Here is a 21,943-nt window from a genome sequence, read left to right as displayed (position 1 = left end):
CCAATGTAGCAATATACAAGTATTATTCAAAGTAATTTATCAAACGGCTTTAACATTGGTTCATTGGTTTCAAAAACAAATGTATTTTAGCCTTTCTCTATAAAACTTTCTTTAGTTTTTTAAACCTTGTACAGCAGCAGATTTGTAATCTTACGATCAGATTGGTAAACATTAACAGAAGAAACACCAAACGAATTGTTAACGATTAAAACCACTCCTTCAAATGTTTTTTTAATCTTGAACTTCTCTGCTCAAAACAATTTCACAATTTTCAATCTAAAATTGATTTTTTCCGTACCAAACTGAAAATTACTACAGTTAGGTTGTCTTCTTTTTGTTTATAATTGCCTATATTAATCGGCTAATTTTAAAAAAAATTAAAATCCTCTTATAATTTTCTTTCGTACAATAACAGCGTACCTTTAATAGCGCACCTGTTTCCCCTATATCACCATACTGTAAAAATAGATTAGGTGCACTTTATAAACTTCAACCATGAAAAATAAACTTTTTCACTTCTTTGGCACAAACAATGGTAGATTTTGTAAAAAACGCCTCAATGAAAACCTACACTAAGCGAGGGAATCCTAACTAAGCAAAAACGCATTACAAAAACTGCAAAGAAAAAATAGTCTTTACCATTAAGACGAAATGTATTTTACTTTGCTACAATTTGTACCATATTTGTTTTGCAAAAAAAATATGAACTCTCATATAACAGCTATGGGCGATTTTCTGCCACAGCGATAGAAAGGTCTAAGAAGCTATGAAGGATACTCCAGCAATCACCCAAACGATTGTACTTGTCGATGATGATCGCAATATTTTGACATCTTTATCTTTTGCACTTGAAACAGAAGGCTATCGGGTTGAAAGCTATACAGATGGAGCATCTGCACTTAAAGGCTTAACGTTACATCCCCCTCATTTAGCTATTTTTGATATTAAAATGCCACGAATGGATGGAATGGAACTTTTGCGTCGACTACGTCAGAAGTCTGATATTCCAGTTATTTTTCTTACATCTAAAGATGATGAAATTGATGAACTTTTTGGGCTTAAAATGGGTGCTGACGATTTTATTACCAAACCCTTTTCTCAACGTCTTCTTATTGAGCGAGTAAAAGCTATTTTACGCCGTTCAAACGCTCGCAATCAAGCGCTTCTAACAGGGACAGCACCTGCCTCTTCTCTTAAACGCGGAGATCTTGTTATGGATCAAGAACGTCACACCTGTACATGGAAAAATAGACCTGTTATATTAACAGTTACAGAGTTTTTGATTCTGCAAACTTTAGCGCAACGACCAGGAGTTGTTAAAAGTCGTGATGCTTTAATGGATGCCGCCTATAATGATCAAGTTTACGTAGATGATCGTACCATTGATAGTCATATTAAACGTTTGCGTAAAAAATTTAAACAAGTTGATGATGATTTTGCAATGATTGAAACGCTTTATGGTGTAGGTTATCGTTTCCATGAGGTTTAAAGTTATTGTGTCACAACAATTTGAACAACAATCAAATCAATGACAACAAATACTCAATCAAACACTATATCAAATAAAACACCCAATAACGTTTCCCCTACACGATTTCCTATACTTACTCATTTGCATTTTCGGGGACAGCGTTTATTTAGACAATTGTTTTTTTCTAGTCTTACACGCCGCATTGTCATTTTAAATCTTGCTGCTCTTGGCATTTTGGTTACAAGTATTTTGTATCCTCAACAATTTCGTGATGGTTTGATTGAAGCAAAAATTGAAAGTTTGCGCACCCAAGGAAAAATCATTGCTGGAGCCATTGCTGCCTCTGCAACAGTAGATACGAATTCTATTTTAATTGATCCCCAAAAACTTTTGGAATTACAAGCTGGAGAAAGTGTTACACCAACACCCCAATCAACTGACACGTGGGATTTTCCTATTAATCCGGAACAAATAGCTCCACTTTTACGCCGCCTTATCACACCAAAAACAACAAGAGCACGTATTTATGATCGAGATGCCACTTTGCTTCTTGATTCACGTGTTCTTTATTCCAGTGGAATAGTTTCTAGCTATGATCTTCCCGCTATTGAAACAAAACAAAATCCCTGGAAACGCTTATATTCATGGTTTTCACATGCACTTTATGGTGGTGGCCTTGCTCTTGATAGAGAGCAAGCAAAAAATAATGGTGATATCTATCCAGAAGTTTATCAAGCATTAAATGGTTCTTCTGCTACTGCCCAACGACGTAACAAGTATGGACAATTGATTGTTTCGGTTGCTGTCCCTGTGCAACGTTATCGTGCAGTAGTTGGTGCTCTTCTTCTTTCAACCCTCAGTTCAGACATTGATAATATTGTGAAAGCTGAAAGGCTTGTTATTTTTAAAGTTTTTGCAGTTGTTGGTAGTGTACTTTTTGTACTTTCTTTATTTTTAGCTTATACAATTGCTAATCCATTGAGCAAATTATCTGCCTCTGCCAATCGTGTGCGTCATGGCAACAATAAGCGGGTAGAAATTCCTGACTTTTCAGAACGTGAAGATGAAATTGGCCATCTTTCAACTTCCATACGCGATATGACTAACGCCCTTTATACACGTATTGAAGCTATTGAACGCTTCGCTGCCGATGTGAGCCATGAATTAAAAAATCCTCTTACTTCACTGCGCAGCGCTGTTGAAACGCTACCATTGGCTAAAAATGAAGCAGCCCAAAAACAACTGTTTGAAATTATCCAACATGATGTTCGTCGTCTTGACCGTTTAATTACCGATATTTCTGATGCCTCACGGCTAGACGCAGAACTTGCCCGTGAAACTGCACAGATTGTTGATATGAGTCAGCTTTTGGAAAGTCTTACTCACGCCGTTCGTGAAGTATATCGTAATAAGCAAACTATTAATATCAGCCTTAATATTATGCCGCGCCCTTACAATAAACCCTATCTTGTTTTGGGACATGAATTACGTTTAGGTCAAGTCATTTCCAATCTCATTGAAAATGCACGTTCCTTCATTCCGCGTAACAATGGTGAAATCCGTATTACAATGAAACATAATGCTTCAACTCTTACCTTAACTGTTGAAGATAATGGCCCTGGTATTCGTTCAGAAAGTATTGATCACATTTTTGAACGTTTTTATACTGACAGACCAAATGAAGATACATTTGGACAAAATTCAGGACTTGGTTTATCTATTAGTCGGCAAATTATTGAAGCCCATAATGGAACACTCACAGCTGAAAATATTATTGACCCCTTACTTGAAAATAGCAAAATTGGTGCACGGTTTATCATTGTTCTTCCCCTTGCTAAATAGAATCTTCTATTCACCAATACACCAAGGTGCAAGAAAAGATAAAATATTGCTATGCTAATTATCTCTAACTAAAGAATAAAAGCTGAATTATCAATCCTTCTGAACAAAGAAAACTATTCCTTCTCTTGCCTTACTTGACTGTATGGATTAACCACAACATAAAGTAAAACCGATTAGTGATCAGAATGTGATATTGTGCGCAAAAAATAAAAAATGCTGCAAATAACACTCCAGAAAATTTAAAGAACAGCATTTGAATTTATAAAGTTGTCTTTTACAATAGAATTTAGAAAACGAATTTATCAGCTGCATTATTCTCTTTAATTTTGAATATGAGTATTTTTTCATTAATCAAATTTTTGAATTTATGAATTGACACATTCTTCTTTTGAAATTTTTTAGCTTTCATAAAATACAATTATAGCCATTTGTGACACTACCAAAATATTCTTTTTAGAAACATTACTCTTAGTACACTGTGATGTTTTGTATAATGATAAAAATTCTCGAAACCAGAAAAACTTACTTTTTTAGATATGCTAGAGCGTAATTTTTTTGCCACTTTTTGAGTCAATAAAGGTTACTAAGTAATCAGAATCTTCAAGTTCCCCTTATTCTAAGCTGCATTCAGTGCCATTAAAATGGATAGATACTTTATCTTTTCACACATTATATATCAAATTTGCTATTCTAATATTCACGCAAAAGTTTCTTTTATTGATGACAGTACCACCCTCTTCAGCACAAATAATCTTATGAATTCAAGTAATAATATAGGGCTAGTTATTTTTGTCTACATCATTATCCATCTTATAATAATTGGCTCTACCTTAGTTTATCCATCATCACATTCAAAACATTTAAGCGTTAAATAATTATCTTCCAAACCAATAAGGAGGCTCTATGCCACGTCTATTTGCTGCTATTAAAATTCCTCAAGAAACAACAAAAATACTTATATCATTGCAAAATGGCTTGCCAAAAGCCCAGTGGATTAACCCACAAAATTTCCATGTTACCTTGTCTTTTTTTGGAGAGATCGCAAACTCTGTTGCTGATGAACTTATTGAGGCTTTTAATACAATAAAATGCCCCCCTTTTATGCTCCAACCTAATGGTTTTGAAATTTTTGGTTCAGAAACTTCCCCTCATTCCCTGGTTGTTCGTATAAAACCCTGTGAACCCCTCATCCTTTTACATGAGAAAATACTATGCATTCAGAAACGCTTAGGATTAGCTTCTGATGAAACACAATATACCCCGCATATTACCCTTGCACGACTGCTCGATATTCAGCCTGAAGACCTTTCTTCGTATTTATCTGCTCGAAGTGATTTTTCTTGCCCTCCCTTTGCAGTTGATCACTTTGTTTTACTCCTATCGAAAGACCCCTCAAGTGACGCCCTTTATATTGTAAAAGGAAGTTGGCCACTTCAAGCGTAAGAGCACTTTAACAAAGTACTCTTTAAAGTTGTTCTAAAAACTGCCTGAATAATGTAAGGTCGAATATAAAATAATATGCCTTTATAATTTAAAATATCTTTTTTACTGATGTGTTGAGGCTGAATCAACTTTAATAGAATTTTCTTTAAGCCCCCCCTTAGCTACACCAACCATGGCCGGACGCAAAACACGCTCACCAATAATATAACCTGCCTGAACGACTTGCTGTACAGTATTATCAGGAACATCAGTGTTAGGAATTTCAAACATTGCCTGATGAAAATGAGGATCGAATTTTTGCCCTTCTGGGTGAATCTTTTTTACTCCGTGGCGTTCTAAAGCTGTCATCATGGCTCGCTCTGTCATTTCAACGCCTTCTGCTAACATTTTTAAACCAGTATCATTTTCGCGTGCACCTTCTGGAATAGCTTCTAAAGCACGATTAAGATTATCAGAAACAGATAACATATCGCGGGCAAAATTAGCGATTGCATAAGCCCTTGCATCAGCCACATCACGTGTTGTACGACGTCGAAGATTTTCCATATCAGCAGCAAAACGTAAAAGTTGATTTTTTAGTTCCTTATTTTCATTCTGTAAATCAACTAAGGGATCTGTAGACTCACTTTCTTTTTCTTCAACGTTTTCGCAAACCTCTTCTTTATTCATTTTCAAAAGCTCATCAGCAGCTTTTTCAAGTGCTTCGCGATCGTTTGGATTTTTTAGATTACAATTTTCAAATGAAGCATCAGCAAATTTGTTTTTTTCGTCAGACATAAAAGTTCCATTCCTTCATAAGATTTATTATTTTCGATATTGAAATTTTGTAGATAAAAATCAAGAGGTATTTATTCACCTTAACATAATGAGTGTCTACAATAAAAATGCCCGATACAAGCTAACGCAATAACTGTGACATAAGTTGAGCTGTATAATCAACCATAGGTACAATTCTTGCATAATTAAGCCGTGTTGGTCCAATAACACCCAAAGCACCAATTACCCTTTGCTGTGAATCGCAATAAGGTGCTACCACTAAAGAAGAACCTGAAAGCGAAAATAGCTTATTTTCTGAACCAATAAAGATACGAACCCCCAAACCTGCATCTGCTAAATCAAGTAATTGTGCCATACTCTCACGCGTTTCAAGATCATCAAATAAATGCCGTAACCGCTCTAAATCTTCTTCTGCTTTTACATCTTCAAGTAAATTGCTTCGTCCACGAACAATAAGATGCATCTTATGATCTGAATCTTCTCCCCCCCAAAGAGCTAATCCAGTTTCAACAAGATGATGGGATAATTGATCAAGAGCAGCCCGCGTTTCCACACATAAACGTGCAATTTCCATTTTAGCTTCATTGAGCGTACGCCCTTGAATATGAGCATTAAGAAAATTTGTTGCTTCCGTCAATTGCGAATGCGTAACGCCTTCTGGCAAATGAATGATGCGGTTTTCAACCTCACCTTGTTGCGTCACTAAAACTGCAAGAGCATGCTCGCCATCAAGACGTACAAATTCAATATGCTTTAATGTTCCTTCATGTTTCATTGCTAAAACCAACCCCGCCCCACGTGAAAGGTCTGAAAGAATTTGGCTAGCTTGGATTAAAAAGTGTTCAACTGATTGTGTATGACCCGCTTCTTTGACTTGAAATTCAATATTCTCACGTTCCTCAGATGGTAAATCGCTTACTTCCATAAATGCATCAACAAAAAATCGTAAACCTGATTGCGTTGGCATTCGCCCTGCAGACACATGAGGTGCATAAATCAAACCAAGGTGTTCAAGATCACTCATTACATTACGAATTGTCGCAGGTGATAATGTTTGTTGTAAAAGCCGCGACAGATTACGTGATCCCACTGGCTCACCGTCATTAAGATAGGCTTCAACAATATGGCGAAAAATATCACGCGAGCGTTCATCAAGCCCTTTAAGCTCATCGGTAATAGATGCTTGTTTTATCACAATTATTTCACCACTTCAAAAACACTTTTTTCTTATATAAGTTTTATTAAGGTTTGGTCAAATAGTCTAAAGCAACGTAAAAAGCATATTACATATTTATTGCCAAAAGTACTATTGTTTTATCATCAAAGGTACTATCATCAAAAGAGAGGCTGTTTTATGTAGCACTCTAATCTTCATCCTTCTCAAATGCAAATACCCTTCTTTGAATAAGATATCAAAAAAACTGTAGAAGGATCAAATTCCACAAAATTTGGTAATACTTACATTTTATAATTATTCAAGTTAGACACCAATATAAAAATTTTTCTCATGATAAAATCCTTAAAACCATAAAGGTGTTATTTCCTGTCATATCTATAAAAATATATTCATGATTGACTTTAACTATGATGTAAATTTACAAACTAAACTTAATACTTATTTTCGTTATAATAAGTCGCAAAATTTTTATGGATGTGAAAACAACTACCGCAAATAAATCTCTCAAGCTGTATTGATCACTTTATTTATTGGAATTTACAAAACCGGTATTGTTAAATTTATTCCCCTATAAACAAATTCTCACCCAAACAAATAACCTACCCCTCATATCACGGAGAGATACGTATGAAACGTATAACGAATCAAAAACTTGTTATTGCTACACATAACACCGGAAAGTTGCATGAAATCACCGCATTAATTACTCCTTTCGGTTTAACAACACTCTCAGCAAAAGAGCTCGGTTTACCCGAACCAAAAGAAACAGGAACAACATTTGAAAAAAATGCCTATATCAAAGCCTTTGCAGCAGCAAAAATTACACAGCTTCCTGCTTTATCTGATGATTCTGGTTTAGAAATAGACGCATTAGGTGGTGCACCAGGCGTCTATACAGCCGACTGGGCCATTCAGCCTGATGGTACACGTAATTTTTCAAAAGCTATGCAAAAAATAGAAGATGAATTACAAAAAATTGGAGCCCTTGAAAAAAGTCAGCGTAAATGTCGGTTTATATCAGTCATCTGTGTTGCATGGCCCGATGGCTATGCAGATTATTTTCGTGGCAGCGTTGAAGGCACATTCATTTGGCCACCACGTGGAGATAAAGGTTTTGGTTTTGATCCCATTTTTTTACCAGATGGATATGAAAATACCTTCGGTGAAATGTCAACAGAGCAAAAACATGGCTGGACACTTAATGATAAAATACCCCTTTCCCATCGCTCACGCGCTTTTAAGCTTTTTGTGAAAAATTTTTTGGCACCCTAATGACTGAACCCTTCGGTATTTATATTCATTGGCCTTTTTGTGTTGCTAAATGTCCTTATTGTGATTTTAATTCGCATGTGCGCAAAAATGAGGTGGATCAACAGCGTTTTGTAGCCGCCTTTAAACGCGAAATGGCAACACAATATCGTATGATAGGCCCCCGTCATATTACAAGTATCTTTATAGGCGGTGGCACACCTTCCCTTATGACACCTCAAACTGTTGATGCTTTACTACAAACTGTCACCAAAAATTGGACAATCGACGATAAAGCTGAGATCACGATAGAAGCCAACCCTTCCAGTGTAGAAGCAGAGCGCTTTCGCGGCTATCGTGCGGCAGGTATTAATCGCTTATCTTTAGGTGTACAAGCACTCAATGATAAAGCCCTGCAACAACTTGGCCGTCTTCATGATGTTAAACAAGCTCTTCATGCTATTACTTTAGCACGTAAAATCTTTACACGTTTATCTTTTGATTTAATCTATGCCCGCCCTGAGCAAACGCTTAAACAGTGGAAATATGAACTTTCCCAAGCTATTGATTTAGCAGCAGACCACCTTTCCCTTTATCAACTAACCATTGAAGAAGGGACCGTCTTTAAAAAGCTTTATGCTGCAGGAAAACTTATTCTTCCAGTATCTCAGCTGGCAGCAGACCTTTATAACCTTACCCAAGAAATAACGACTATGCATGGCCTTCCCGCCTACGAAGTTTCAAACCACGCAATGCCTGGTGCTGAATCTCGTCATAATCTTCTTTATTGGCGTTATAATGAATATGCAGGCTTTGGCCCGGGAGCACATGGACGTTTTATACAACGCCCGATGGAAAATTTCTCTACTTTTTCAAAAATACCACTATCCAAAACTGAAAAATTTGAACGTTATGTCACAATGAATGAAAAACATCCCGAACGTTGGCTTGAATTGGTAGAAACCACAGGCCATGGCTGTATCGAAACAGAACAATTAACAAGAAAACAACAGGCCAACGAAATGTTGCTCATGGGGTTGCGCCTTTCAGAAGGCCTTGATCTTATACGTTATGAAACCTTAAGCCTAAAAAATTTATCACCAGTCAAACTTGCCAATTTACAACAACAAGGCTTGGTAGAAATGGTAGACAACCAGCGCTTAAAAGCTACAACTAAAGGATACATTGTTCTCGATTACATTATTAGTCAATTGGCAAATTAACACTTTTGTTTTAGGTAAAAAATTACGAATAATGATCTTGACTATAAAACACTTCTATAATTTAACCTATTTTACGTTTATAGTAATCGTTTTTATGCAAAAAAATCAACAATGAAGCGCTCATAAATCGACGTGAGACTTTCCAATGCATCAAGAGTAACGTATTCATCCACCATATGCATTGTTTGCCCTGGTAAACCGAATTCAACAACGGGGCAATAATCCTTAATAAACCGCGCATCTGAAGTGCCGCCAGAAGTTGAAAGTTCTGGTCTATTTCCTGTCATACTTTCAATAGCGTTCGATAAAGTCTCAATCAGCTTACCATTTTGAGTTAAGAAAACACTACCCAAATTTTGCACCCACTCAAGTTGATAACATGGAAGCTCATTATGATTGTCTTCTGATTGTACCGATGCAAGACGATTTTCAATTTCAGCAATGAGTGTTTCTTTTGTCCAAAGATCATTGTAGCGTATATTGAAACGAATTACTGTGTGCATAGGAATAATATTGACAGCACAATTACCCGTATCAATACTTGTTAATTCCAAATTACTTGCTTGAAAATTTTTTGTTCCCTGATCCAGAGGAGTTTGTATCAGTGCTTGAACAAGCTTATTTGCCAAAGGTAATGGGTTGGCTGCTCGTTCAGGAAAAGCGACATGACCTTGCCGACCCTGTACTCTAATAATACCGGAAATTGACCCCCGACGACCAATTTTGATCATATCGCCAACAACTTTTACACTCGTGGGTTCACCCACAATAGCCGCAGTCCATTTTTCACCTTTTTGTACTGCCCATTTTAAAAGTTTTACCGTACCGTTAAGGGCAGGGCCTTCTTCATCACCAGTTATCAAAAAACTTATTGTTCCTTTAATCGGCTGTTTCTCAAAAACCCGTGCTAGCGCTGCTATAAAGCACGCTATGCTTCCCTTCATATCAACAGCACCCCTTCCATACAGTTTCCCTTGATCTACAACGCCCTTAAAAGGAGGATAAGTCCAATTGCCCAGCTCACCAGGTGGAACTACATCACTATGCCCCGCAAACATAAGATGTGGACCTTCATTTCCAATCTTTGCATAAAGATTTTCAACATCTTCTGTATTTTTATCTACAAAAACAGGGCGTTCAACAGCAAATCCCAGTTTTGTCAAAAAATGTTCCAAAGTCGATAAAGCACCTGCTTCATGAGGTGTAACAGAAGGGCAACGGATAAGTGCCTGTAATAACTGAATAGGATCTGTAAGAACAGGCATAAATATATTCCAATCTGCATAAAGAGTAATTTAAAAATGTTAAGCTAAATCACAAAAAAGATAAAGCAAAAATGTTAAAAGCCCTTACTAAACAAAGCAAAAAAACAATTTCAATAAAGTGACTTAAGTGGCCTCTTTATCAAAATATCATCAACAACATGGCTGGATATTAAGCCTACCTAAGCACAATTTTCTGTATAAAAGCAGTGGTTAAAACGCACTGTAAATATCAACTAAATAATGATTTTAACGTACAGCTATTTTTTGATTTAATAGTTAGTACTTCAAAAATCACAAACCAAACCCAAAGAAAAAACAAGAATAATTAAAAATAATAAAAGAATCTGAGCCTTTCATTTAGTATATCCAATAATGATAGTATATTTTGGTCAATGCTTATAAAATAATATCTGTTATAATAAGCCCATTAATCGATAGGTATGCATAAACTATAAAGGGCAATAAAACTTTGTATAAAAAAATACAAAGTAGGAAATGATATTGCACACAATGACAAAAAATAGCAGATAATTATCAATAAAAATGTATGAAACTCAAAAAAATAATCATAATATTTTCGTGTTAGTGAAAATTGATTGCGTGCAACGTATGACCATTTTTCTTTAACCAAGCATGATAAGTTTTACTACCTGGGCAAAGTTTCTCACAAAGATCCCAAAATTGTGATCTATGATTCATTTCGATAAGGTGAGCGACCTCATGTGCAACAACATATTCAACAATTTCTCTTGGCGCCATAACAAGACGCCATGAAAAAGATAAACGCCCATCTGCCGAACATGATCCCCAACGGCTTTTGATATCTTTATAACGGATTGATTTAACTTTACGTTCCACTTTATGTGCATAATGTTCTACTAGCGGTGTTATAATGATTTTAGCTTGTTTTTTTAAAACATCAGCAATTCGCCTTGGCAAATATTCTAACCGACTATAGATAATAATTTGCGGTTTTTGCTCCATATCACCTGTAATGATTTCATCCACCCCACGTCCTTCTTTATGCTTTATAATGTGTGCAACACCCAATAAAGGAATTGTTGCACCCTCCTTGAGATAAGAACTTTCACGCGAAATGAGAACATGAGTAAGATGTGTTTCTATCCAACAACGATGTTTTTCAAGGAAAGATTGAACCGCATTAAGATTTATCGCTGGTGGTATTGTTAAACAAATCCCTTGTCCATCCGCATCAACGCGTAACGTAAAACGGCGTGCATGTTTATGTTCTCGTACCCGTAAAGGCACAACGCGATCAGAGAGAATAAAATCTTGTTCATAAATAGTCATGCATCATGTCTCTATAATCTAATCAACTAGATCTTAATGGTTCATTGATTCGATCAATTAATGACATCAATACTTTTTCAAAACAATCCAAATCTTGTGGACGTGAAAACCGGTGGTTTGCATCACGAACAAGTGTTAATATTACATCATGCAAAGGCAAATGATCAAGTAAAGCTAATGCATGTTGATAGGGAACTATTTCATCTTCCATCCCTTGCAGAATATGAACTGAGCATCCAATATCAATGCATCCTTTCATAACACAGTTATTTCGTCCATCTTCAAGTAATGCCTTTGTAAAAGGTGTTGGTTCCAAATCATGATTTGAAGAACGTTCAAAATAACCTTTTTCTTCCAAAGCTTTCCATTCTACTGTGGTCAAAGTTGGTTCAATCAAAGCTTGTGTAAAATCCGGAGCAGGTGCAATCAATATCATCCCAGCAAGTGGTTTATTTTGCTGCGCGAGTATCATAGCAAGCCTTAAAGCAATCCACCCACCCATAGAGGAACCAATTAAAATTTGTGGTCCTTCACAATAAGCTTCAAAAATCGCTAAACTTTCTTTCACCCAACGTGAAATCGTACCTTCAAAAAAATCTCCTTCTGATTCCCCATGACCAGAATAATCAAAACGTAAACAAGACAAATTATTTTTTTGAGCAAAAGCATCAACCATCATTGCCTTGCTTCCCAGCATATCAGATCGATAACCAGATAACCAAACTAACCCCGGAGAACGACTACCTTTACGATGACGTACCGCAAGGGCTGTATCTTCAAACGAAAAAAACTGACAAGGAATATTTTGATCTATCATCATTCTTCCTCAATGAAATACTTTTTATTATAAAAGAAAAACCTCTTTTTTCAAAACTAAACTTAAAACAATGAATAAATAAGCTTGTATTAACGATAGTGAAAAAAACATGAATTCTTATTGTTTTTCTGTATAGATATTGTATATTAAGGCATTCTATAAATAAATCAAAATGAAGGAGCATAGACCATTCGTCGATCATTTAAAATGACGCCTAGCCAAAAAGATGGGCCACGTTCAAATCAAGATATTTGTGTTCCTTGCGTTCAACTCATTAATGATGAAGGACAAAATCAGGGAATTATTGCAACGCAAGAAGCGCTTGCTATGGCTGCAGATGTTGGGCTTGATCTGGTTGAGATTGTGCCAAATGCAGAACCGCCTGTTTGTAAAATTATTGATCTAGGTAAACTGAAATATCAAAACCAAAAAAAAGCAGCTGAGACGCGTAAAAAACAAAAGACTATCGAAGTCAAAGAAATCAAGATGCGACCAAATGTTGACGTTCATGATTATGAGGTAAAACTTAAGGCCGTTCATCGCTTTATTGATCATGGTAATAAAGTAAAAATTACTTTGCGTTTCCGTGGCCGTGAAATGGCGCACCAAGATCTTGGAATGAAGCTTCTTCAGCGAGTTAAAGAAGATACAAGTGAAATTGCTAAAATTGAATCTGAGCCTAAACTTGAAGGCCGCCAGATGATGATGGTTATAGCACCTAAATAATTTTAATTGAGGAAACGTGCTTTAATATAACTCGTTTTGGTCAAACTGTGAATATGATCTTAAAATATTGTAGAGTGCTGATGCAATGTTTTGAAAACAAAAAAATTGGCACACTCAATCTCTCTAGAGAGTATTCCTTATAGAAGAGGGTTTGCTTTTCTATAAGGAGTACTTTAATCTTGCGTGAAATAATGAGAGAAAATAAAAGTATTTCATGGCCAAAATACAAACATCCCTTTCTGGTAAATACCTTATCATCCGTCTTTTACGAGAGAATTTTCGTAAACATGTGTACTGGTATAGTGCAGCCATTGTCTCAATGATCATCATTGCATTGGCCACTGCAATTAGTGCATGGATGATGCGTGATATTGTCAATCATATTATTGATGGACACAGTTTTAACATGATTGTTTTCATCTCTAGTATTTTTGCATTTATTTTTATTCTCAAAGGGGTTGCAACTTTTGCCCAAACCTATTGTCTGAGTAAAGCAGGCAATAGTATCATTGCCGAACAACAGCGTAAAATTTACGCACGTCTTATGAAGCAAGGCGTTTCTTTTTATCAAAATAATGCTTCATCTGATCTTCTTGTTCGTGTAACCCATAATGCAACAGCAGCTCGTAATATCATTGATATAATTATCACAACCTTTGTGCGTGATTTACTCTCTGTCATTGGTCTTTTGGTTGTTATGTTTATTCAAAATTTTACGTTAATCGCCATTACCTTAACAGTAGGACCTCTTGCATTTTTAGGAGTCCGAATGGCTTTAAAACGTATTCGTGGCCTCATGGAAAAAGAACTTCTCTCATTAGGCGAAATTATCAAAGTTATGCAAGAGACTGCTGTTGGTATTCACGTCATTAAAGCTTTTTCGCTAGAAGAATTGATGAAAAAACGCATGAATAAAGCTATTTGTGACGTTGAAAAACAAGCAAATAGTATTGCAATGCTTGAAGCTGCTACACATCCAATTATGGAAACGCTTGCTGGTATCGCAATTGCAGTTATTATTTGTTTTTCCGGCTATCTTGCAACCCAACGTGCTGGTGTTCAAGGCGAATTAATGTCTTTTCTTGTAGCTTTGCTCCTCATTTATGAACCTGCTAAACGATTGGCAAATGTACGTGTCAAAATTGAATCTGGTTTGGTCAGCATTCGTACAATGTTTGAAATACTTGATCATCCACTTACTGTTATAGAACATAAAGAAGCTAAAGACTTTAACAAAACACACTGCTCTATTCGTTTTGAAGATGTTTCTTTTGCTTATATGGATAAGCAAACAGTCTTAAACGACATCAACCTGGAAATAGAAGCAGGAAAAATGACAGCATTGGTGGGGCCATCCGGTTCAGGTAAATCAACCCTTATCAATCTTATTATGCGCCTTTATGATCCTACACAAGGATCTATATTTATTAATGATCAAGACATTCGCTTCATCACATTTCATTCCCTTCGAAACCTCATAGCTTATGTAGGGCAGGACACTTTTTTGTTTCAAGGAACTATTAAATATAATATCGGGCTTGGAAAAAAAGGTGCCAGCAACAATGATATTATAAAAGCAGCAAAAGCAGCCAACGCTCATGACTTTATCATGGATTTGCCCCAAGGTTATGATACACAAGTGGGCGAGAATGGGAACAATCTTTCAGGAGGTCAAAAACAGCGTATCGCTATTGCCCGTGCAATACTTCATGACAGTAAAATCCTGATTTTTGATGAAGCCACAAGTGCATTAGATTCACACGCAGAGGCCCAAATTAATGAAACACTTCAAAACCTTACTAAAAAGTGTACAATTCTTGTGATTGCTCACCGTCTTTCAACAATTGCGCATGCTGATAAAATTATTGTAATACAAAATGGTCAATTAGTTGAACAAGGTACTCAGATAGAATTGTTAGCAAAGAAAAAAGGCCTTTATAAAAAGCTTCATAATACTCAATTTAAAAAGCCAAGGGTTTTAGACGCTTAGCTTCTAAAATTTTGTAATTTAATACTCTCTTTCATAAAATAAACCAAAACTGGAATTGTTCTCATTGCCTATAGCGCCTTTTGCTTTGAGATGGTTTGAAATATCTAAATCTATTGTTCCTTTCGTTGTGCCATTTAATCCTGCCTCAAAACCTAAGTAAATATTATCGCGAACATAGCGCCCAACACGTAAGCCTGTATTACCATTTTTATCAACAATAACGTCAAGATCATCAAGGCCAACCTTAGCACGCAAAGCGTTTAATAAAGATGTATTAGAAGCACCAGCAAGCTCAGCTACAGCTGCTGCAAGCTGAGCAATCTGAAATGGTGATAATTCATTAAGAGAACGCTTAAAAATCAAACGTGCCAATACCTCATCTTGTGGTAAAACAGGTTGTGATGCAAATTGAATATCAAGGTTATCAATAGTTCCACTCACTGTTACAGTAACATGAATGTCGCCATTATTACTGTTAGTAACAAAATAAACAGTTGGATTGAGATTACCACTAAAACTCGCCTGTCCTTTATCGAAATTGAGACGTCGTGATAAAATATCAAACCGCCCACGAATCATCTGAAGTTCTCCAACTGGCTGTACATCATGCAACGGGCCTGTTAAACTAATACGTCCCCCCAACTCAGCATCTAAACCTCGACCACGAACAAAAATTTGGTTGTGTGCATTAATTTGCATATTTAATTGCACAACAGAAGAAGGTTCTTTAGAAATATTATGATTACTTCTGTAAGCTTTAGCATCAGCACGTTCAAGCGTCTTTAGAATTAATTTAGTTAAATTATTATGTCTAATATCAAGGAATGTTGCATTTCGAAAATGATCAGAAACAAGAATTTCAGCCTTTTCAACTGTAACCTCACCACCAATAACAAGATTGCTTAACAAATGACCAGTCATTGTTGTTTTGCCTGTTAGCGTCGCAAAAATCATAGATCCATCATTATAATTGATACGGTCGAGGTGAATAGATAAATCTGTTTGCAGATCTGTAGAAATACGGCCCGAAACAGAAACAGATCCCCCACCAGATGAACGAGCAGAAGCATGTTCTAAAATTATGTGATCGCCATTCAATTTGCTTTTAAGCATTATATTGCTTAGCTCCAAATTTGTTTGCGAATCAAAAAAGCCACCATTTACTACCGAAAAAGATCCCATCAACTGTGGCTGAGACAATGTCCCATTTAGAACAGCATCAATTTTTGCTATTCCTGTTATATGTGCACCACGTTTTGCTAAAAATTGATCAACAAAAACAAGAGGCATTATACCTTTAACACTCAGTTCAGTTGGTGAATTATTTAAAGAAAGACGCCCATTTACAAAGAGATCCAAATCTTTAGATCCAGTCGCTGTTATATGCTGAATATGAAGTATTGATTTTTCATAAAAACCACGAGCATTTATGTCTATTAATGATGCATTCTTATGAAGCGTAGAATTAATTGTTAAATTCTGACTAGAAAATTCAAAATGCGCAGATGGATCTTTTAATGTTCCCCCAATATCAACCTTACCAGTTACCACTCCTCTCAAAATTTGCCCTTCAATAAAACTATTAGCCAAAAGTGCAGATAAATTTTTCAAATCAATATGGAGATCAAGTTCGCCTGTCTCTAAAGATACAGTTCCTTGTGTTTGCGTTTGCAACCCTTCTCCAGCTAAACTTGCACCCAAAGTAAAAGTTTTATTTATCATCTTACCATTAGCAGAAAGCATAAAAGGTTTTATTTTTCTTTCTTGGAGAGCCGCAATTGTCAGCTCATGACCTTTTATATCATAGGTCACATCAGGATTTTCAAAACGACCATGAATCATAACTTGCCCTGACAAAGTACCAACAGCACCAAGATCCGGTTTCCATAGGTTAGCTAAAGCTACAGGAATAGCATTCATAGTGAGATGCAAATCTAAAACATCTTGAAAAGTACCATTAAGTACAATCTTACCTTGATCGACAATAAATCCTAATTCACTTATTGTTACCCCATTCTCATCAAAAATGATCGTTGCTGGAGTGAACAATTTTGCATGAAAATCGGAATATTTTATATCCATAACATCGAACTGAATTTTTTGTTTCATACCAGTTAATAGTTCTGCCGTAATCATACGACCAGAAAACTGTGTATTTGTATTGTTAGGTAATACTGCCTGAACATTAAAAACCGTCCGCTTATTGTTACCATTAGCGTGAAATTTTAAACGATCGGCCTCCATAAATGATGTTTGAATACGCTCTGCATTGACAAAGCCTTCAAATTGTACCGCATTGACAGGATTGAATATATTAGCCTGTATTGCTAATTTTTTGATTTCATTTTTTGCAAATATTAAATGATCACTCTCGATTTTCAGATTAGCTTTTTGCTTACCATTGTGCTCATCAAAAACAAATTTTCCTTTTACTTTTCCGCTACCTTTCTGCGAAAATAATGCAGCAAACGTTGAGATATCATCAACGTCAATATGCAAAGTTCCCTTTATAAAACCTTCAAAAGTTTGAAAAAGATCACCTGTTATTTTTGTAGATGCTCCTTCAATATTGATATCCTGAAGCTTCCAAATACGGTTGAAATTTTCAAAAGAAGCAGACAATTGTAACGGTTGTTGAGCAAAAATCCCTTTACCTTCTACAAAGCCCGTTACATTAGAAGAAACCGATGTATTATCCACCAATGCATTGACATTTAACATTGTATTTTGAAACTTTTTACCCATAAAAAGTGCCTCAGTAATATCAGCGTGCGTACTGACCATTATAAGACTATTATGTCCTCTAGCAGCACCTTGTATAGTGACCGCACCCTCCATCCTTGGGTCTAACATGGTAAGATTTGATATTTGAGCATAAACATCCATTTCAGCACTCACACTTGAAAGATGTCCATTAGCTGTTACATTGGCATAATCATTTTTCAATCGCAAATGATGTAAAATTAAGCCCTTCGTGTTTTGAGCAACATTACCTGAAATGGTAAGCTTCCCTTTTAATAAAGGATCAACAGCCTTAGTCCCTATCATCACGTTATCAGCAGCTCCTGACAATTCAAGATCAAAAGCGCTACCAAGTAAACTCATGGTACCTTTGGCTTTAATATCTGCGTTGCCAGACATTGGTTGCCCAATTAACATCCCCAGAGGTGCTAATGTTTGTGCTTTTAAACCAAGATCTCCTTTAAAAACAAAACGATTCACTTCTCCCTTTAACCAAGCAGAAAAACTTTGAGCCACAATGCTAAAATCATGAACCAATATTGACTTTCCAGAGACAATATCCGTATCTATATGGATATGCACCGCCTGATCTAAACCATCTTCCAATGCCTTCTTAGTACTTGCAACCCCCTGAAGAGTACCATTAACTTGAATGCCAACATGACGGGAAGCTGGATCATCCAGATTTTCACTCACCCCTCCCATATCAAAAATTGCATCACGAATACGAATATTTTCATTACTCAAACGATGCGCAACAAGCCGACCTTTCCAAGCTTGTTGATCTTGGCGACCATAATCAATGGTTAAAGTCAAATTATTCACACGTGTTTGACCCTCTAACGGTAATAAACGAGTAGATTCATTTGCTTTATCAAAACCTATGTTTCCATCAACAAAAAGACGCCGTAAAAATCCATCGGCTGTTATTTCAGCATTGGCTACAGCATTAATTGCTTCACCCTGAACAACTATATGATTAAGACGTGTAGTACCCTCTTTTGTTATCACCGCTTCTATTCCCAATGTTACATTAGATTCAAAAAGACTGCGATACTGAGAAGGCATGAAAAGACCAATTGTACCTTCCAACTGTGCAGAAAGGCTGTGATCATCTAAAACCCTTGCAAGAACGACATTGCCATTTAAAATAGGCTGACGATCACCTTCCGCCCGAAGTGCAATAATCAAGTCATCAAAAGTGCCATCACCTTTAATAGTAAAATTCAATGCAGGGCGTTTTTCAATGTTAAAGACATTAGCTAATATACCATTTTGTGGCTCGTTAGCGATAATATCAATTTGAACTGTACGGTTTTTCTTGGATATCTTTGTTAAAATAGAAAAATAACCTGATGCATCTAAACGATGAGCTTTTATATCAGCATCAACAGCATCATTAGCTAAAGCTAAATGTCCTTCTAATGATATATCAGAAGCAAGACCAAAAAAGTCTTGTCCAAAGATCACATGTGCAGCCTTAAACGCATTGACAGAAATAGACAAAGGTAATTTTGGTATGGAAATATGATCAGCTTCCAAAAAAGAAACAGATGTAGAACTGTGTGGTTTGCGTAAAAACGTAACATGCCCTACCAAAAGCTCATTAACCTCAATACGCCCCCTTAACAACGCTAAGCGATTCCAATTCATTTTCGCATTGGTAATTGTAAGCCAAACACCTTTATGATCACTTATTGTAATGGCATCAATCGATGCTTCAGATGATAATATTCCCTGTATATTATGCAAACGAATTTGACGATTAGGCGTTGAAAGTTTGTGCTCAATAAAAGAAACAAACCATGAACGCTCACCTCCTATTATGTTTTTTAAAAACGAATTATCTTTCTGTACAAAAACAAAAAAGCTTATTACAAGCAAAGAAAATCCAAATAAGAAGGCAAAAAAACGCAACATTTTTTTCATTAGAATGCTTGCCCTATACCCACATAAAAACCTACGCGTGGATCACCTTTCTCCCGCTTAAGAGGCCAGGCTAAATCAAATCGCAAAGGACCAAGACCTGTCATATAACGCCCTCCAATGCCTACCCCCCATTTAATATCTTGCGAAAAATCAACATGCGCCTTCGCCTTTACAAGACCGCTATCTATAAAACTGACAAACCCTATTGTATCATTGATAGAAAGACGTAATTCAGCAGAACCTTCAACAAGTGTATGTCCGCCAATAACAGTATTATTTTTCGTCTTTATGCCAATATTGCGATAAGCATAACCACGAACAGACCCTCCACCACCAGCAAAAAAAAGCATATCTGAAGGCAACTTCGCCTTATCGCTTCCGATAATTGTACCAAGTTTTGTCCGTGTTGCAAAAACAAAACGATCCTGTTCATCAAGTCCCCAATAAGAACGACCTTCTATTGTTATTTTCGTCACAAAATCATTAGCATGCGCTTCATACAATGGTTCAACTACTGTTTCGCCATATAAACCTTTTGTTGCATTGAACTTATTATCACGACTATCATAAATCAAACCATTCTGTAACCCAACCATCGTAAAATTACGGCTTCCAAGATAATCATCATGCGAATGACCATCAGAAGCTACCATAGCAAATTGCCCCGATAAATTATCATTAAAAATATGGGTAAGACCAAATTTCCCTTTAATAGCTTGTGTTGTGTTATTATTTAGGCTGTCTCGTTGCATTTTTAATTCTGCTTCAAAATCTGTATCGGGAGTGATTACACCAGGCTTGATTAATGTTGTTCCAAAAAGATAATTAAAATTCTCTGGATGATAAAATTTCGTTTGATAATCACCAATACCACTTATCTTAGTTTCAATTTTAAGGCGTTCTGCATGGCCAAAAAGATTGTTATGCATCCAATAAGCTTCAAAACCAGCACCATCCAATGTTGAATAGCTACCACCAACACCAAAACGTCGTGGCTTACGTTCCTCTAAAACGAGCGTCAGAGGTAAACTTCCATCAGGGTTAATTGCATCAGCCTCTTGTATATTGACAGCACGAAAAACATCAAGCCGCGTAAGCCGCTTATTAGCTTTAGCTAATGCGTTAGAATCATATTGCTGACCTGGCTTTAATGCTGCTATCCATTTTACATAATCTGAATCTATGCGTGGTTGTTCACTCACATTGCGCACACTTAAAGAACCATAATAAGCTTTTTGCCCAGGATCAGTTACAATCTGCGCATCAATAAGGCGCGTAGCGTGATTAGCAACCACATCACGACTCACAATGTTAACTTTAGCATGTCCATGTCGACGCCATCCTTCAATTGCCCATCGTTCTGCCTTAAAAATAGTTTCAGATTTTGCAACAACCCCAATTTTATAACCCAACTCTTCGACTGAAGGCATTGAATTTGTTTTTTTTATAAGTGGAGCAGCCTCTGTGATACTTGCGGCACTAAAAACATACTGTGGCCCAGCATCAACTGTAATAACAATGGTAGATTGAACTGGCAATTGAGTCATAGGAGACAAATCAGCAACTTCCAAACCATTAATTTTGATACTAATAACACCCCCGTAACGTCCATCAGCATAAAGAGCAGAAAGAATAGCTTGATAATTTGAACGAGCTTTAGCCAACAAACCAGAAGAACTGGAAACTGCTTTATCTTGATCAGCAACAAGAGAAGACACGTCTTTAACTATTTGAGCCCCTACTTGCGGAGCACCCTGTGGTACAACAACTTCAACTTGATAAAATTTTTCCGTACCACTCATATCACCTGAAGAAAGATTTGGCTTTTTTTCACCCCACAAATGAATGCCAAAAAGCTCAAACGCTGCAAGCGATTGCGGACAAGCAAAAACTAAACATAAGCCTACAAATACGCTGCGTACAGTTTTTGATTTCGACAAAACTTTTTTCTGACATATCACCAAATTAGGTACTCTTAAAAT

Annotated in this window: 14 protein-coding genes; 7 read left to right on the top strand and 7 right to left on the bottom strand. The window is 36.4% G+C overall.

What is annotated here, in order from left to right; genetic code table 11:
- Positions 1-766 precede the first annotated feature (766 nt).
- From BWD121_RS07270 to thpR, 3 genes are all read left to right on the top strand, one after another.
- On the top strand, positions 767-1,489 hold the full coding sequence (locus BWD121_RS07270) for a response regulator transcription factor (RefSeq protein ID WP_078663968.1): 723 nt from the start codon (positions 767-769) through the stop codon (positions 1,487-1,489).
- Between the two features lie 39 nt (positions 1,490-1,528).
- Positions 1,529-3,313: a sensor histidine kinase gene (locus BWD121_RS07265; RefSeq protein ID WP_078663967.1), complete on the top strand. Its 1,785-nt coding sequence runs from the start codon at positions 1,529-1,531 to the stop codon at positions 3,311-3,313.
- Positions 3,314-4,216: 903 nt separating this feature from the next.
- The gene (gene thpR / locus BWD121_RS07260; RefSeq protein WP_078663966.1) at positions 4,217-4,756 is read left to right on the top strand and encodes an RNA 2',3'-cyclic phosphodiesterase; all 540 of its coding nucleotides are present in this window, start codon (positions 4,217-4,219) and stop codon (positions 4,754-4,756) included.
- Between the two features lie 102 nt (positions 4,757-4,858).
- Here the strand turns inward: thpR and grpE are convergent, their stop codons facing one another.
- A complete protein-coding gene (gene grpE / locus BWD121_RS07255; protein WP_078663965.1) occupies positions 4,859-5,533 on the bottom strand; it encodes a nucleotide exchange factor GrpE in 675 nt (224 codons plus the stop codon).
- Between the two features lie 121 nt (positions 5,534-5,654).
- Positions 5,655-6,725, bottom strand: coding sequence for a heat-inducible transcriptional repressor HrcA (gene hrcA / locus BWD121_RS07250; protein ID WP_078664101.1), 1,071 nt, complete (start codon positions 6,723-6,725; stop codon positions 5,655-5,657).
- Positions 6,726-7,337: 612 nt separating this feature from the next.
- Here hrcA and rdgB point away from each other — a divergent pair.
- Together rdgB and hemW are read left to right on the top strand one after the other, a co-directional pair.
- On the top strand, positions 7,338-7,982 hold the full coding sequence (rdgB, locus tag BWD121_RS07245; RefSeq protein ID WP_078663964.1) for an RdgB/HAM1 family non-canonical purine NTP pyrophosphatase: 645 nt from the start codon (positions 7,338-7,340) through the stop codon (positions 7,980-7,982).
- Entirely contained in the window at positions 7,982-9,181 is a 1,200-nt protein-coding gene (gene hemW, locus BWD121_RS07240) for a radical SAM family heme chaperone HemW (protein ID WP_078663963.1), read from the top strand. The genes rdgB and hemW overlap by 1 nt, the downstream gene beginning before the upstream one ends.
- Before the next feature lie 92 nt (positions 9,182-9,273).
- On the opposite strand, the gene dapE is transcribed toward hemW, so the two are convergent.
- The 3 genes from dapE to BWD121_RS07225 all read right to left on the bottom strand — a co-directional run bounded on the left by dapE (position 9,274) and on the right by BWD121_RS07225 (position 12,571).
- A complete protein-coding gene (dapE, locus tag BWD121_RS07235; RefSeq protein ID WP_078663962.1) occupies positions 9,274-10,446 on the bottom strand; it encodes a succinyl-diaminopimelate desuccinylase in 1,173 nt (390 codons plus the stop codon).
- A gap of 582 nt (positions 10,447-11,028) precedes the next feature.
- A complete protein-coding gene (locus BWD121_RS07230; RefSeq protein ID WP_078663961.1) occupies positions 11,029-11,757 on the bottom strand; it encodes a SprT family zinc-dependent metalloprotease in 729 nt (242 codons plus the stop codon).
- 22 nt (positions 11,758-11,779) lie between these two features.
- The gene (locus BWD121_RS07225) at positions 11,780-12,571 is read right to left on the bottom strand and encodes an alpha/beta hydrolase (RefSeq protein WP_078664100.1); all 792 of its coding nucleotides are present in this window, start codon (positions 12,569-12,571) and stop codon (positions 11,780-11,782) included.
- Positions 12,572-12,781: 210 nt separating this feature from the next.
- Between BWD121_RS07225 and infC the strand changes: the two genes are divergently transcribed.
- Entirely contained in the window at positions 12,782-13,300 is a 519-nt protein-coding gene (infC, locus tag BWD121_RS07220) for a translation initiation factor IF-3 (RefSeq protein WP_078663960.1), read from the top strand.
- 214 nt (positions 13,301-13,514) lie between these two features.
- Entirely contained in the window at positions 13,515-15,290 is a 1,776-nt protein-coding gene (locus tag BWD121_RS07215; protein ID WP_078663959.1) for an ABC transporter ATP-binding protein, read from the top strand.
- 18 nt (positions 15,291-15,308) lie between these two features.
- Here BWD121_RS07215 and BWD121_RS07210 read toward each other — a convergent pair whose 3' ends face one another.
- Both BWD121_RS07210 and BWD121_RS07205 read right to left on the bottom strand, forming a co-directional pair.
- Positions 15,309-19,961 carry a translocation/assembly module TamB domain-containing protein gene (locus BWD121_RS07210; RefSeq protein ID WP_078663958.1) on the bottom strand — a complete coding sequence of 1,551 codons (4,653 nt, stop codon included), beginning with the start codon at positions 19,959-19,961 and terminating at the stop codon, positions 15,309-15,311.
- Positions 19,961-21,922 (bottom strand): autotransporter assembly complex family protein, encoded by a 1,962-nt coding sequence (locus BWD121_RS07205; protein ID WP_078664099.1) that lies wholly within the window; start codon positions 21,920-21,922, stop codon positions 19,961-19,963. The genes BWD121_RS07210 and BWD121_RS07205 overlap by 1 nt, the downstream gene beginning before the upstream one ends.
- Positions 21,923-21,943: the final 21 nt, after the last annotated feature.

This window comes from Bartonella sp. WD12.1 (assembly GCF_002022415.1).
Classification (GTDB): Bacteria; Pseudomonadota; Alphaproteobacteria; order Rhizobiales; family Rhizobiaceae; genus Bartonella.
This window is presented reverse-complemented; position numbering and strand designations above follow the sequence as displayed.